The sequence below is a fragment of the Lentzea flaviverrucosa genome, assembly GCF_003350445.1.
In the GTDB taxonomy this organism is placed as follows: Bacteria; Actinomycetota; Actinomycetes; order Mycobacteriales; family Pseudonocardiaceae; genus Lentzea; species Lentzea californiensis.
Genome location: NZ_QQAU01000019.1, coordinates 16,280 through 29,843, shown reverse-complemented (window position 1 = coordinate 29,843; position 13,564 = coordinate 16,280). Strand labels below are relative to the sequence as shown.

Annotated in this window: 16 protein-coding genes and 1 tRNA gene; 6 read left to right on the top strand and 11 right to left on the bottom strand. The window is 69.4% G+C overall.

Annotated elements, in window-relative coordinates; all coding sequences use genetic code 11:
• Positions 1 to 43 precede the first annotated feature (43 nt).
• From gcvH to DFR72_RS40240, 3 genes are all read right to left on the bottom strand, one after another.
• On the bottom strand, positions 44 to 427 hold the full coding sequence (gcvH, locus tag DFR72_RS40250; protein WP_090072352.1) for a glycine cleavage system protein GcvH: 384 nt from the start codon (positions 425 to 427) through the stop codon (positions 44 to 46).
• 42 nt (positions 428 to 469) lie between these two features.
• The gene (gene clsA, locus DFR72_RS40245; protein ID WP_090072350.1) at positions 470 to 1,051 is read right to left on the bottom strand and encodes a cardiolipin synthase ClsA; all 582 of its coding nucleotides are present in this window, start codon (positions 1,049 to 1,051) and stop codon (positions 470 to 472) included.
• 104 nt (positions 1,052 to 1,155) lie between these two features.
• Positions 1,156 to 1,371: a hypothetical protein gene (locus DFR72_RS40240; protein WP_245983860.1), complete on the bottom strand. Its 216-nt coding sequence runs from the start codon at positions 1,369 to 1,371 to the stop codon at positions 1,156 to 1,158.
• Positions 1,372 to 1,674: 303 nt separating this feature from the next.
• Here DFR72_RS40240 and DFR72_RS40235 point away from each other — a divergent pair, with 303 nt between their 5' ends.
• Together DFR72_RS40235 and DFR72_RS40230 are read left to right on the top strand one after the other, a co-directional pair.
• A complete protein-coding gene (locus DFR72_RS40235; protein ID WP_090072345.1) occupies positions 1,675 to 2,343 on the top strand; it encodes an ANTAR domain-containing protein in 669 nt (222 codons plus the stop codon).
• A gap of 142 nt (positions 2,344 to 2,485) precedes the next feature.
• Positions 2,486 to 2,842, top strand: a complete 357-nt coding sequence (locus DFR72_RS40230; RefSeq protein ID WP_143086978.1) for an STAS domain-containing protein — start codon at positions 2,486 to 2,488, stop codon at positions 2,840 to 2,842.
• Here the strand turns inward: DFR72_RS40230 and DFR72_RS40225 are convergent.
• Positions 2,839 to 3,507: an ATP-binding protein gene (locus tag DFR72_RS40225; RefSeq protein ID WP_170176624.1), complete on the bottom strand. Its 669-nt coding sequence runs from the start codon at positions 3,505 to 3,507 to the stop codon at positions 2,839 to 2,841. The two genes, DFR72_RS40230 and DFR72_RS40225, sit on opposite strands and share 4 nt — an antisense overlap.
• 131 nt (positions 3,508 to 3,638) lie before the next feature.
• Here DFR72_RS40225 and DFR72_RS40220 point away from each other — a divergent pair, with 131 nt between their 5' ends.
• Both DFR72_RS40220 and DFR72_RS40215 read left to right on the top strand, forming a co-directional pair.
• The gene (locus tag DFR72_RS40220; RefSeq protein ID WP_245983859.1) at positions 3,639 to 4,037 is read left to right on the top strand and encodes an ATP-binding protein; all 399 of its coding nucleotides are present in this window, start codon (positions 3,639 to 3,641) and stop codon (positions 4,035 to 4,037) included.
• On the top strand, positions 4,034 to 4,831 hold the full coding sequence (locus DFR72_RS40215) for a SigB/SigF/SigG family RNA polymerase sigma factor (protein WP_090072336.1): 798 nt from the start codon (positions 4,034 to 4,036) through the stop codon (positions 4,829 to 4,831). Before DFR72_RS40220 ends, DFR72_RS40215 begins: the two co-directional genes overlap by 4 nt.
• On the opposite strand, the gene DFR72_RS40210 is transcribed toward DFR72_RS40215, so the two are convergent.
• The 6 genes from DFR72_RS40210 to DFR72_RS40185 form a co-directional block, all read right to left on the bottom strand.
• The gene (locus tag DFR72_RS40210; protein WP_090072333.1) at positions 4,804 to 5,121 is read right to left on the bottom strand and encodes a WhiB family transcriptional regulator; all 318 of its coding nucleotides are present in this window, start codon (positions 5,119 to 5,121) and stop codon (positions 4,804 to 4,806) included. The genes DFR72_RS40215 and DFR72_RS40210 overlap by 28 nt on opposite strands.
• A gap of 72 nt (positions 5,122 to 5,193) precedes the next feature.
• Positions 5,194 to 6,927 (bottom strand): arginine--tRNA ligase, encoded by a 1,734-nt coding sequence (gene argS / locus DFR72_RS40205; protein WP_090072691.1) that lies wholly within the window; start codon positions 6,925 to 6,927, stop codon positions 5,194 to 5,196.
• 61 nt (positions 6,928 to 6,988) lie between these two features.
• The gene (locus tag DFR72_RS40200) at positions 6,989 to 7,669 is read right to left on the bottom strand and encodes a M50 family metallopeptidase (protein ID WP_211335711.1); all 681 of its coding nucleotides are present in this window, start codon (positions 7,667 to 7,669) and stop codon (positions 6,989 to 6,991) included.
• Between the two features lie 87 nt (positions 7,670 to 7,756).
• Complete coding sequence (locus DFR72_RS40195) at positions 7,757 to 8,365, bottom strand: DUF4383 domain-containing protein (RefSeq protein WP_090072328.1); 609 nt, start codon at positions 8,363 to 8,365, stop codon at positions 7,757 to 7,759.
• Positions 8,366 to 8,461: 96 nt separating this feature from the next.
• Positions 8,462 to 9,124, bottom strand: a complete 663-nt coding sequence (locus DFR72_RS40190; RefSeq protein WP_090072326.1) for an SAM-dependent methyltransferase — start codon at positions 9,122 to 9,124, stop codon at positions 8,462 to 8,464.
• Positions 9,125 to 9,242: 118 nt separating this feature from the next.
• Positions 9,243 to 9,314: transfer RNA gene (locus DFR72_RS40185), tRNA-Glu, on the bottom strand.
• A 307-nt stretch (positions 9,315 to 9,621) separates the two neighbouring features.
• Between DFR72_RS40185 and DFR72_RS40180 the strand changes: the two genes are divergently transcribed.
• Together DFR72_RS40180 and DFR72_RS40175 are read left to right on the top strand one after the other, a co-directional pair.
• Positions 9,622 to 11,235, top strand: a complete 1,614-nt coding sequence (locus DFR72_RS40180) for a thiamine pyrophosphate-binding protein (RefSeq protein ID WP_090072324.1) — start codon at positions 9,622 to 9,624, stop codon at positions 11,233 to 11,235.
• Positions 11,232 to 12,620 (top strand): aldehyde dehydrogenase family protein, encoded by a 1,389-nt coding sequence (locus DFR72_RS40175; RefSeq protein WP_090072321.1) that lies wholly within the window; start codon positions 11,232 to 11,234, stop codon positions 12,618 to 12,620. The genes DFR72_RS40180 and DFR72_RS40175 overlap by 4 nt, the downstream gene beginning before the upstream one ends.
• Here the strand turns inward: DFR72_RS40175 and DFR72_RS40170 are convergent.
• The gene (locus DFR72_RS40170; RefSeq protein WP_170176623.1) at positions 12,595 to 13,383 is read right to left on the bottom strand and encodes an oxygenase MpaB family protein; all 789 of its coding nucleotides are present in this window, start codon (positions 13,381 to 13,383) and stop codon (positions 12,595 to 12,597) included. The two genes, DFR72_RS40175 and DFR72_RS40170, sit on opposite strands and share 26 nt — an antisense overlap.
• Positions 13,384 to 13,564: the final 181 nt, after the last annotated feature.

Sequence of the window (13,564 nt, the reverse complement as noted above, 5' to 3'; positions counted from 1 at the left end):
GCGCGGCTCCCCTTCCGGCCGAAGATCCGGCGAAAGATCGACGTCACTCCTTCTCCACCAACGCCTTGTACCCGTCCGCGTCCAACAGGCCTTCCAGCGCCTCGGGGTCGTTCAGCCTGATCTCGACCATCCAGCCCTCGCCGTACGGATCGGTGTTCACCGAGTCCGGCGTCTGGACCAACGCGTCGTTGATGGCGACGACCTCGCCGTCGAGCGGCGAGTAGAGGTCGGACACGCTCTTGGTGGACTCGACCTCGCCGAACGTGTCGCCGGCCGCCACGGTGTGACCGACCTCGGGCAGCTGGACGAAGACGACGTCACCGAGCTGTTCCTGGGCGTAGTCGGTGATGCCGACGCGCACTGTGTTCTCGCCGTGGGTGGCGATCCACTCGTGCTCCTCGGTGTAACGAAGCTCCTCGGGAATCAACTGACTGCGCTCCTCGTGCTGAACCTGTATGGGGTGATCTTTTCACGCGACCGTGCGAGGTGTGACCCGCAGGGCCAGGAAGAACTGGTAGACGTACAGCAGCGCCGACCACAGGTAGAGGGCTCCGCCCCAGGCCGTGAACGCGTAGGCGATCGGCTGCGCGACCTGCGCCCACCCCGAGTCCCCCTGCGCGATGAGCAGCAGGGGGAAGGCGTACAGCAGGTTGAAGGTCGCGGCCTTGCCCAGGTACGTCACCTCGAACGTGCCCCAACCCCGTTGGCGCAGCACGAGCAGGCAGATGCCGACGACGACCTCTCGGCCCACGAGCACGAGGGCGATCCAGAGCGGCACGATGTCCCTGATGACGAACGCCAGCAGCGTGCAGAACACGTAGAGGCGGTCGGCTGCGGGGTCGAGCAGCGCGCCGAGGTTGCTCATCTGGTTGAGCCAGCGCGCGAGCTTGCCGTCGAGCCAGTCGGAGAAACCCGCGAACATGAGGATGAGCAGCGCCCAGCCGTCTTCGCGGGGTCCGAGCAACAGGTACAGGAACAGCGGAACACCGGCCAGCCGCAGCACGCTGAGCAGGTTCGGAATCGTCAGCAGGCGATCAGCCGGGTCACGCACACCCGCACTCTAAACGAGTGACTGCGCAGGGGCTGCCGGATGGCGTCACGGCACGCTGTGCGACTGGTTGCGGGGTGCGGTCGTTCTGCGTTCGGGGGTGGGGCTCAGGCTGTCCGGGTGAACGTCCAGCCGCGGCGCTGCATCTCGGCGCCGGTGATGGCGTGCGGGCGGCCCCGGTCGTCGCGGCCCACCCAGCGGGCGCGGAAACCCTCGAGCACGTAGGCGTGACCCCGGCTCCAGACCACGCTGCACGGCGTGGTCGGCAGCGCGGAACCGGACTGCTCGTCCTGCTGCGGCTGGGTCTCCATGGCGGTTCTCATTTCAGTCCCTCCGTGACATCAGGGATGTCGCGTGCCGGGGCTCCGGCGTTATCCCTGAGAACGAATTCTGGCCGACTGTGGTTCAGAACACGTGTCCTGTTTGGGTCCTTAGCGTTAACTGGATCAATCGGCGCGCCGAGCTGTTCGGGCCCGAAGCGGGGCGGAACTCCGGGTCCTTGCCTGCGCAACCGTTCGTCGTACGCCGATGACCGCACAACGTCCATTCGGGATCGGCTGGACCCAAGAGCCCGTGTCGAAGTCCGGTTCGCGATCGGACTTCGACACAGGCTCTAGCCTCATGGCGTGACCCAGGTGAAATTCGGTGCGGAGCTCATCTCCCGGTTGATGGACCACCTGTGCTCGCGGCTCGACGGCTGTGAAGGCGTCGGGCTGAGCGTGTGGCCGGACGGCACGTTGCTGCGCTCCATCGGGGTCGCGGTCGAACTGGACGCCGAGCAGCTCAGCGCCAGTGCCGGGCCGCTCGTCGACGCCTCACGCGACGAACGGCAGGTGTCCGGTGAGGTCGCCGGTACGCACGTGGTCGCGGTCCCGGGCAGCTGGGGTGACAGCGGGCCGGTCGTGCTGACCGTCTACCTGTCGCACGTCCCCCAGGTCGAGGACCTCAAGGCCATCGAGGAGATAGAGCCTCTCGTCGCGACGGCGGCCGCGGTCGTCGAGTTCTGCTCGGGCGAGGTGCTGCGGGCGGACCAGATGGTGCGGATGGTGCAGCACCGCCGTTACATCGAGCAGGCGAAGGGCCTGGTCATGGGGGCGCGGCCGTGCGCACCCGGCGAGGCGTTCGAGCTGCTGGTGCGGGCCAGCCAGCGCGCCAACGTGAAGCTGCGGGACGTGGCCACCGCGCTGGTGCTGGTCGTCGGAGGGACGCTGGAGGACAGCGCGGAGGAGGTCGTCGAGCCACCGGGGGCCGCGCTGGAGGTCGCGCGGAAACTGTGGGACGCGTTGAGCGTTTGAACCGACCATTGTCCGGGTATGGACCACTCGACCTGTCCTGTTGGGCGGCCACTCCCGTACGGTGGTGTCCGCAGCGGTTGAGCCACCAGCCGCATCGGGGCCGCTGCGTGGCGGCTTCCTGTATTCGAGAGGAAGTACTTCGGTGACTGTGCAGGATCCGCGTGCGGAGCAGATCGAGCTGAAGGTGCGGCAGCCGGCGCCCGGAGTCACCGTCCTCGCCGTGTCCGGCGAGGTCGACATGGTGTCCGCGCCGTCGTTGCGCGAAGCCCTCATCAACGGTCTCGGCGACGGTGGCGTCTTCGTCGTGGACATGACCGGTGTGACGTTCCTCGGTTCGGCGGGCCTCGCCGTGCTCGTCGAGGCCGCGAGGCGCGCGCAGCAGGAAGAAGCCTCGCTCAAGGTCGTGGCGAAGGCCCGGGCCGTGACGCGTCCGCTGGAGGCGACCGGCCTCGGTGAGGTCTTCAGCATGCACGACTCCGTCGACTCCGCACTGGCCTAAGGCCGCCGGACGACGAGCCGGTTGCCCGCCGCGCTGAGCGCCTCGGCGACGTCGTGGAGGGCCTGCTCGACCCCGCCCTCCTCCACGCCGAGCTCGCCGAGCTCGACGGTCAACGGCACGGTGCCCCCGCGTGCCGCCGTGGTGAGCGTGCGGCGCAGCGAAGGACCTGCCTCCACCGGCACGTTCCCGCGCACCACCGCTACTACGCCGGAGGAGGTCTCGTGGATCTGGACGTCGCATTCGAGCGCCGCTCTGGCCACGGGCAGCACGGGCGAACGGGCCCGCCGCAGGTGCACGGTCGTGCCGCTCGCCCTGCGGTCGATCTCGACGTCGTCCACGCTCTCCCGCATGAGCAGGAGACCTCGTCCGCGCATGGTCATCGCCGGAGGCGGCACGCGCCATTGGCCGTGGTCGGTGACGTCCACGTGGGCCGAACCGTCCAGTTCGCAGTGGGCGTTCACCTCGACGGTGCCGCCCGCGGCACCCGGATAGGCGTGCTCCACCGAGTTGTTGACGGCCTCGCTGACGGCGAGGACGAGATCGCTGGCCTCGTCCTCACCGAAACCGGCACCGTGCAGCCATTCGCGGAGCTGGTGCCTCACCGGCGCCACCTCGTGCGGGTCCGCCGGGAATCGGAGGGCCAGGAAGTCTTCGTGCACGAGCACAGCGCTCCTCCGGTCGATTGCCTTCACCAGGTGACTTCCCTGGGCGCCCAGTCAGTACACGTGTGAGATGAGATCGATTCGGGTACGGCAATGACATGCCGTCCCTAAGCAGAACGGACTACGAGGTGGCTGTGACTCAATTGTCAGGCGTCGAGCTCCGGATGGCGGCGGATCCCACGCAGCTGTCCATCGTGCGTGCGGTAGCGGCGGACATCGCGATGCGGCAGGACTTCGACCTCGACTCGATCGAGGACCTGAAGCTCGCCGTGGACGAGACCTGCTCCACGCTGATCACGCTGGCAGCACAGGACGCCGTGCTCAGCTGCCACTTCGCGGTGGACGACAAGGGCGCCGTCCACATCGCGGCGAAGATCTCCGCGAAGTCCGCGGCCGGCCCTGACGAGGCCAGCTTCGGCTGGCGGGTGCTGACCGCGCTCGTCGACTCCGTGCAGACGCGAGTCGAGGAGACCGAAGGGTTCCTGGTCCACATCAACCTCGTGAAGTCCACGGCAGGGGCGGTGGATGCGTGACCGGATCGGAAGAGGCGACCAAGACCGAGGAGAAGAAGACCCGGTCGGGTGACTACGACCACCTGGCGCCGCTGTTCGCCGAGCTCGCCGGAACCCCTGGGGGTCCGGCGCGCGAGACGTTGCGGGACAGACTCGTCACCGAGCACCTCCCGGTCGCCCAGCACATCGCACGCAGATTCGGCCACCGCGGCGAACCGCACGAGGACCTGGTGCAGGTCGCGACGGTCGGTCTGATCAACGCGGTCGACAGGTTCGACCCCGAACGCGGCAGCGACTTCCTGTCGTTCGCGGTGCCCACGATCATGGGTGAGGTCCGGAAGTACTTCCGCGACTCCAGCTGGTCGGTGCGGATGCCGAGGCGGCTCAAGGAGCTGCACCTGGCGATCAACGCGGGTACGTCGCGCCTGTCCCAGTCACTCGGTCGCGCCCCGACGCCGTCGGAACTGGCCGAGCACCTCGGACTGTCGCGCGAGGAGATCCACGAGGGACTCGCGGCCGGGAACGCCTACCAGAGCGCGTCCCTGGACGACATGCTGATGTCGGAGGACTCGTCGATCTCGCTGGGCTCGACCATCGGCGAGGAAGACCCCGAGATCGCGATGATCGAGCAACGCGAGGCGCTGCACCCGTTGCTGGAGAAGCTGCCGGAGCGCGAGCGCAAGATCGTGGTCATGCGCTTCTTCGGCAACATGACCCAGACCCAGATCGCCCAGAAGGTCGGCATCTCCCAGATGCACGTCTCGCGCCTGCTCGCGAAGACGTTGCGTCAGCTGCGGGACGTGCTGGAGGAGTAGGCACGAACACGGCGCCGGGCCGCGTTGACGATCTGGCGCCGTTCGTCCTCCCCCATGCCGCCCCACACGCCGTACGGCTCTTGAGCCTCGAGCGCGTGGGCACGGCACCGTTCGAGCACCGGGCAGTGTCCGCAGATCGCCTTCGCCTTGTCCTCACGGGCCGCTCGCGCGTAGCCGCGTTCGTTGTCGGGGTGGAAGAAGATCGCACTGTTCTCGCCGCGGCACAGGCCGTCCATCTGCCAGTCCCAGACCTCGGTGACCGGCTTGGGCAGACGTGTGGTGCAGGTCATCGCGACTCCCTGAGGACTAGGGGGAAAGAGTTGCGATCACTGCGTACCTCGGTCTGACCAGGGATAAACCAGTTAGAGCCTTTCGGGTGCCCCAATACCCAGCAGGGACAGGCCCAGCGTGAGCACGCGTGAGGTCAGCGTGAGCAGGTGCAGGCGCGAATCCTGCAACTCCTGCGTCTCCGCCGTCGCCACCGGGCAGTCGTTGTAGAAGGTCGAGAACGCCGTCGCCGTCTCGAACAGGTAGGTCGTGAGCTTGTGCGGCGCGAGCTCGTCGATGGCCGCCTGGATCGCCGTGGGCAGCTGCAACAGCTTCAGCGCCAGCTCCCGCTCGGCCTGCTCCTGCAGCACCAGCGGCGCGTCCAGGGGCGCCTCACGGCCGACCTTGCGGATGATCGACAGGATGCGCGCGTTCGCGTACTGGATGTACACCGACGTGTCGCCGGTCTTGGCCAGCATCTTCTCCCAGGTGAAGACGTAGTCCTTCTCCCGGTCGTTGGAGAGGTCCGCGTACTTCACCGCGCCGAGTCCGAGCGTGCGGGCGAGCTCTTCCTTCTCCGCACCCTCCACTTCGGACGATTCCGGCATCACCTGGTAGGAGTTCTCGACGGCCTCGGTGAGGAGGTCGATCAGCTTGATCGTGCCGCCGGCCCGCGTCCGGATCGTCTTGCCGTCGGCACCGAGGATCGTGCCGAACCCGGTGTGCACGGCGGTGTGCGCGTCGTCGAGCCACCCGGCCTGCTTCGAGGTGGCGAAGATCATCTGGAAGTGCTGGGCCTGCGGCGTGCCGACGACGTAGATCAGGTCGTCGACCTTGCGCTCCCGCACCCAGTACCGCACGGTCGCGAAGTCCGTGGTGGCGTAGCCGTAGCCGCCGTCGCTCTTGCGCACGATCAGCGGCAGCCGGTCGCCCTCACGGTTGCTGAACCCCGGCGGGAACACGCACAGCGCGCCGTCGCTGGTCTCGATGAGACCCTTCTGCTGCAGCTCGGTGATGGTGTCCGCGAGGTACGGGTTGTAGAAGCTCTCGCCGTAGTTGTCCCCGGCCGTGAGGCCGATGCCGAGCAGTTCGTAGACCTGGTTGAAGTGCCGCTGCGACTCGCCCACCAGCTCGTGCCACAGCGCCAGCGTCGCCTCGTCGCCGCCCTGCAGCAGCACCACCCGGCGCCGCGCGCGGTCCGCGAAGCCCGGCTCGTTGTCGAACTTCTGGCGCGCCTGCTGGTAGAACGCGTTGAGGTCGCTGATCTCGTGGTCGGCGCCGTGGCCCTCGTCCGTGAGGTGCTCGATGAGCATGCCGAAGGGAGTGCCCCAGTCACCGAGGTGGTTGTGCGGGATGACCTCGTGCCCGGCGAAGCCGAGCAGCCGGCAGAAGGCGTCGCCGATGATCGTCGACCGCAGGTGCCCGACGTGCATCTCCTTGGCCACGTTGGGGCTGCTGTAGTCGATCGCGATCCGCCGGGGCTCCTCGGTCTCGGGCACCCCGAGCCGGTCGTCGGAGAGCAGCTTCGCGGCCTCGGCCTCGAGCCACTCGCGGCGCAACCGCAGGTTGATGAAGCCGGGGCCGGCGATCTCCGCCGACTCGACCGCGTCCTGGGCGTCGAGGTGCTCGACGATGAGGGCGGCGACCTCGCGCGGGTTCCTGCCGACCTTCTTGGCGAGGCTCATCGCGACGTTGCACTGGTAGTCGGCACCGTCTCGGTTGGACGGTCGGATCAGCGCTTCCTCGGCGGTGATGTCCACGTCCAGGGCGACGCGCAACGCCCGCGCGACCCGCTGGCCCAGTTCGAGCCCGACATCCCCACGCAGCACTGAACCCACCTCTCGACCGCTGGCTTGTTCACCCGAGTATTTCACCCGCGGCCAAGCGAGTTCACCACCGCCCGAGCAACAACGCCCCGCCACCGACGAGCGCGGCGACGCTGACCGCCCCGAAGAACGTCACCCAGCCCAGCGCCGGCACCCCGGTCAGCCAGGCGAGCTGGTCGGCGTCCGAGCGCGGTGCCTGCCGCCGCCACCGCTTGACCTGCAGCTCCCACACGGGCCGGACCCCGCCCAGCAACAGGAACCAGGCGAACACGTACGCGGCCGCGTCCCGGACCTCCGCGGAGGCGTAGAAGGAGACGAAGAAGAACACCCCGCCGGTGACGATGATGGACAGCACGCCGAACACGTTGCGGATCATGATGAGCATCGCGGCGAGGAAGCCGATGCTGATCCACAGCATCAGCTGGATCTGCTCGTTGGTGATCAGCACGGCCGCGCCGAACCCGAGCAGGGACGGCGCGACGTACCCGGCCACCGCGGTCAGCACCATGCCCGGCCCGCGGGGCTTGCCGCGCGAGACGGTGAGGCCAGACGTGTCGGAGTGCAGCTTGATCCCGCTCAGCCGCCGTCCGGTCAGCACGGCCAGCAGGGCGTGCCCACCCTCGTGGGCGATGGTGATGACGTTGCGGGTGACCCGCCAGAGCCCGTGCAACGCGACGGCCAGGAAAGCGGCGGCCGCGGTCCCCCACGTGATCAGCACTTCGTCGGTCAGCAGCTCGGAAGGCATCGCGACATCGAAACAGACGCGCCGTGAGAGCCGCATGTGGGCTCTCACGGCGCGTCTGTGCCGGACCGGGGCTGGTACCGCCCTGGGTCAGTGCTTGATCCTGTCCTTGCTCACCCGCTCGGTCTTGGGATCGACGACCGCCTGCTCGCGGGTGATCGGTTCCGTGGTCCGCGCCGCGGTGGGAAGCGGCTCGGTGATCGCCGTCCCGTCCCGCTCGCCGTGGAACGCCTCCGAGCGGGGCTCCGGCAGCACCGGGTCCTCTTCCTCGATCAGCTTGCGGCGCGCGGGCATGACCGCGAGCAGCAGACCGAACAGTGCGATGCCGAGGTGCAGCCAGTTGTCGTTGACGTTGACCGCCAGCGGGTTGCCGAACCGCTCGGCCGGGTTCTGGGCGAGGATCCCCGTGATCATCAGGTCCCAGACGAAGAGCGCGGCGAAGCCGGCGAACAGCAGCCAGCCGTACATCCGCGCGAGGCCCGAACCGAGAGCCGTGAGCAGACCGAGCACGCCGACGGCCACCATCACCAGGTTGTGCAACGGGTTCACGGAGAACCCGAGCACGAACGACTGAGCGGCCCAGTCGCCGATCCCGGTGCGGGTGAAGCCCACGACGCCGAACACGATGAACGCGATGCCGGCCAGTCCGGCCAGCACCTGCACCGGCTGAAGACCGGCGATCTTGATGCGGTGGGTCATGACGCCCTCCAGGCTCCAGTCTTGTCGCCCGGCGGACTACCCCTGCCTCACAGAGACCAAACGTTCGGGCCTGCGGCGTGGATCCAGCGGCGTGGACTAGCGCTGCCCCTTGCGCCCGATCGCCGCGTACGCGCCCGGCACCACGGCCGGTGCCTCGATCGACAGGCCTTCCACGAGCTGGTCGACCGGAGCCGGGTGCGACACCACGAGGAACCCGCCCGCCGGCAGCGCGTGCCGGTAGCGGCGCACGACGCGGCCGGGGCCGGTGGCGTCGTCGACGTACCTCAGGACGTCGACCATCAGCACCGCGTACGGCTCGCGGAGGTCGAGGTGCGACAGCACGCCGGGATGGCGCAGCACCTGCTCCGGGCGGCGCAGGTCCGCCTCGATCGCGCACGCCCTCGGTTCGCCGCGCAGCAGTCCACGCGAGAACGCGACCGTCACCGGGTCCGAGTCCACGTAGACGACACGAGCGTCGGGCAGCGTCTGGTGCACGGCACCGCACGTCGGGATGCCCGAGCCGAGGTCGAGGAACTGGCGCACACCCGCCGCCCAGCAGTGGCGGACGGCGTGGCGCAGGAACGTGCGCTGGGCCCGCGTCACGAGCGGCAGTTCCGGGTCGATCCGGACCGCCTGCTTGGCGAAGGCGCGATCTGCGGCGTAGTTGTGCGCGCCACCGAGGTAGAAGTCATGGATGCGCGCGGCGTTCGGCCGACGTACGTCGACCTCGTAGCGTGCGAAGGCGGGGACCGCAGCCATTCGCAGAGCGTAACTGGCGCCTAGACCATTCGGGCGAAGTTTTCGAAGATTCTTTGGGTCCGTCTGACATGGACCTCTCGCGGGAGGGCCCGGTCCACCCCACGAAGACCGGGCCACGTAGCGCGTACGGGGATCGAACCCGTGTTTCCGGAGTGAGAATCCGACGTCCTGACCACTGGACGAACACGCCTGGAACGAGCATTGATGCACAAATGCTCGCAGAAATAGAAGAAAGTGAACTAGCAGGTCACAGCTTTGAGGGCGCTCCGGCCCATTCATCTGCTCGGATCATGTGAACAATGATGACCGAGAGCCCACACCTGCCGCAAAGGAATTAATCGAGCCACGTCGGCGCGACCTGCGAGGCGGCCCGCGCGCCGGCCGTTCCAAGATCACGAACGCGGGCGGGCGAGACCGTGGACGCGCGAACATCACTTTGTGGCAGCCTCGCACGTGGCCCACGACCTGGTGGGCCTGCCGGCGTTGGAGGAGGGGCAGTGACGCGCAACGGCGGTGACGTCGTAGTCGAAACGCTGAAGGCGCTCGGCGCGCACACGGTGTTCGGCATCCCCGGTCAGCACGCCCTGGGCCTGTTCGACGCCCTGCGCCGGTCCGAGTTGCGGTACGTCGGTTCGCGGACCGAGGTCAACGCCGCGTTCGCCGCCGACGGGCACGCGCGGATCACCGGCTCGGTGACGCCGCTGCTGGTGTCGACCGGGCCCGGCGCGCTGCAAACCCTTGCGGGACTGCAGGAGTCGGCCGCCGGGTCGGCGCCGGTGCTGGGCATCTCGTCCCAGATCCCCGCCGCCGGCCTCGGTGGTGTGCGGGGCGGGTACCTGCACGAGCTGACCGATCAGCTGGCCTCGTTCCGCGAGGTGGTCAAGCACGCGCGGGTCGTCCGGCACGTGTCGCAGATCCCGCCGGCGCTGACCGAGGCGTGGGAGAGCGCGCTGACCGCGCCGTTCGGGCCGGTGTGGGTGGAGATCCCGCAGGACGTGCTGCTCGCGCCCGCCTCCGTGCCTCCGGTGACATCGGTGGCCTGGTCGCCGCGCGCACTGCACCCGCGGGCCGAACTGGTCGAGGAGGCCGTGCGGTTGCTGAACGGCGCCGCCCGGCCGGTGGTCCTGGCCGGTGGCGGTGCGCTCGGTGCCTCGGCGGAACTGCTGGAACTGGCGGAGAAGCTGCGGGCGCCGGTCGTGTCGACGTTCGGCGGCAAGGGCAACTTCCCCTGGGACCACCCGCTTTCCGCGCAGTCGTGGCTGGAGGACCGGTACACCACGGAGTTCCTGGCCGACGCGGACGTGCTGCTCGTCGTCGGGTCGGGGCTGGGTGAGCTGTCGAGCAACTACCGGACGTTCCGGCCGCGTGGCGCGGTGGTCCAGATCGAGGCGGACCTCGGCAAGCTGGAGTCGAACTACCCCGCGCTCGGCATCCACGCCGATGCCCGGCATGCGTTGCGCGCCTTGGCTTCCGGCGTGACGCCGCGTGCTGTGGACGGTGTCGCCGAGGGACGGGTCATGGGGCTGCTCGCGAACGTGCGGCAACGGTTCGGCGAGCAGGAGCTCGACCTGGAGTGGCAGGTGCTCGCCGCACTGCGGGCGGCCGTCCCGGACGGCACGCCGACCTGCTGGGACATGACCATCCTGGCGTACTGGGCCTGGTCGGCCTGGGATCCGCGGGGCGGCGCGCAGTTCTCCGCCCAGGGTGCCGGTGGGCTCGGTTACGGCTTCCCGGCGGCGCTCGGGGTGGCGGCGGCCGTCGACGGGCCGGTGCTCGCGGTGTCCGGCGACGGCGGCGCGATGTACGGCATCTCGGAGCTCGCGACGGCCGCGCAGCACGGGTCGCGGGTCGTGTGGCTGATCGTCGACGACGGCGGCTACGGCATCCTGCGCGAGTACATGACCGACGCGTTCGGCCAGGCCACCGGGACCGAGCTCGCCCGGCCGGACTTCGTGGCGCTCGCGGAAGCGTTCGGGGTGCCCGCCACCCGCAGCACGCCCGAGTCGTTGCGAGAGGACCTCGCCAAGGCGTTCGCCGGGGACGGCCCGCACGTGGTCGTGCTGCCCGCGGTGCTGCGCATGTTCGCCCCCACGCACCTGGAGCACACGTGATCGTCGCGAACTTCGTCAACGGCGCCTCCGCCACCGCCGCGGAGACCTCGCCTCTCGTCGACCCCGCCACCGGTGAGGAGTTCGGCCGCGCGGTCGTCTCCCGGGCGGGCGAGGTCGACGCGGCGGTGCGTGCCGCCGAGGCGGCCTTCCCCGCCTGGTCGCGCACCACGCCCGGCGAACGCCAGCTGGCGTTGCTGAAGCTCGCCGACCTGCTCGAAGCGAACGCCGAGGTCGTCGCCGACGCGGAGGTCCGCGAGACCGGCAAGATCCGCTCGGTGCTGCTGGACGAGGAGATCCCGCAGTGCGTGGACCAGATCCGGTTCTTCGCGGGTGCCGCAAGGGCTCTGGGCACCGCCGCCGCGGGTGAGTACGTGCCGGGCCACACCTCGTACCAGCGCCGTGAGGCGGTCGGCGTGATCGCGCAGATCACGCCGTGGAACTACCCGCTGATGATGGCCGTGTGGAAGATCGCCCCGGCCCTGGCCGCGGGCAACGCGGTGGTGCTGAAGCCGGCCGGCACGACGCCCTCGTCCTCCGTGCTGCTGGCCACGCTCGCCGCGTCCGTCCTCCCGGCGGGCGTGTTCAACGTCGTGCTGGGCGACCGCGACACCGGCCGCCTGCTGGTCGAGCACCCCGTGCCCGCCATGGTGTCGCTGACCGGCTCCACCCGCGCCGGCGTCGAGGTGGCCCGCGTCGCCGCGGCGACGGTGAAGCGCACGCACCTCGAACTCGGTGGCAACGCGCCGGTCCTGGTGTTCGACGACGTGGACGTCGTCGCCGCCGCGGAAGGCGTCGTGGGCGCCGCCTTCTACAACGCCGGCCAGGACTGCACGGCCGCCTCACGGGTGCTGGCGCACTCGGCCGTGCACGACGAGTTCGTGGCCGCACTGGTGAAAGCCGCGTCGGCGCGGGTACCCGGCACCGACTTCGGGCCGTTGAACAGCCAGGCCCAGCTGGACCGCGTGCTCGGCCTGCTCGCCCGTTCGCCCGGTGTCGTCCACTGTGGAGGGAACCGGTACGGGTCCTCCGGGTTCTTCCTGGAGCCCACGGTCGTCTCCGGCTTGGCGCAGGACGACGAGCTGGTCCAGGAGGAGGCGTTCGCCCCGCTGATCACCGTGCAGGCGTTCGGTTCCGACGACGAGGCGATCGCTCTGGCCAACGGCGTTCCGCAAGGACTCGCGTCTTCGATCTGGACCCGCGACAGCGGCCGCGTCGCGTCACTGACCGCGCGGCTCGACTTCGGCATCGTCTGGGTCAACACGCACGGCCTCGTCGCGTCCGAGATGCCGCACGGCGGTTTCGGCGCCTCGGGCTACGGCAAGGACCTGTCGATGCACGGCCTGGAGGACTACACGCGCGTCAAGCACGTGATGATCGCGCACTGAGCATCGCCCGGTACGGCATCGGGTAGTGCAGCAGGCTGGCCGGGACGAACGCGGACACCACCCGGATCATCCGGATCCACCGGCGCAGCCTGCGCCCGTCGGAGTCCGTCCACTCCAGACCGAGCTTGGCCCGCAACGCCTCCGGCAGCGTCCCCACGGCGAAGTCCGGCAGCACCTGCGCCGCCACGGGCCGCACCAACGGCCAGAGCGCGCTCGGCACGTGTTCGGCGCCCGGTGCCTTGCCGGTGCGCAACTGGAACGCCTCCAGCAGTCCGTCCACCCCGTCGGTGGGCATCAGCTGCGTGGCGACCACGTCGTCGAGGTAGTCCCGCAACGCCGTGAGGTCGCCCGGCATCGTCCTGATGCCGAGCGACTCCCCCGTCTCCCGCCACTCCCGGTACAGCCGCTCCTCGTGGATGGCGGGCAGCCGGGGCCGCAGCAACCGGTACGCCGTGAGCAGCGAGTCGAAGCTGGTCGCGTGCACCCAGCGGAACAGCTCCTCGCCCGCGCCGGGAATCCGCGCGTGGGCGCGCAGCAGCCGTTCCGCCTCCGGCCCGGCCTGCTCACCCCCGAACAACCGCAGCTGCGACGAGGTGATGGTCCTCGTCAGCCGCGCGAACGGATCGGCCCGATAGCCGTCGCGCACCGCGGCGGCGATGACCGGGTGCGCGACCTGCATCAGCACCGCGCGTCCCAGCACCACCAGCTCGAACCGCGTGTACCAGCCCAGCCGCCACGTCACCGACTCAGGTCCCAGCGTCACACCATGATCATTCCGGGAGATCGGCCACCCGCCGAAGATCATCACTCCAAAGAATTACCGGCACAGCGCGCCCTTCTTCCACTTCTTCACGCCGTAGAGGCCGGGTCCCGGGATGACGAGCCGGGCCGACACCTCGCCGCGAACTGCCCGTTGACCTCCAGCTAGGTCGAGCTCCTAGCGT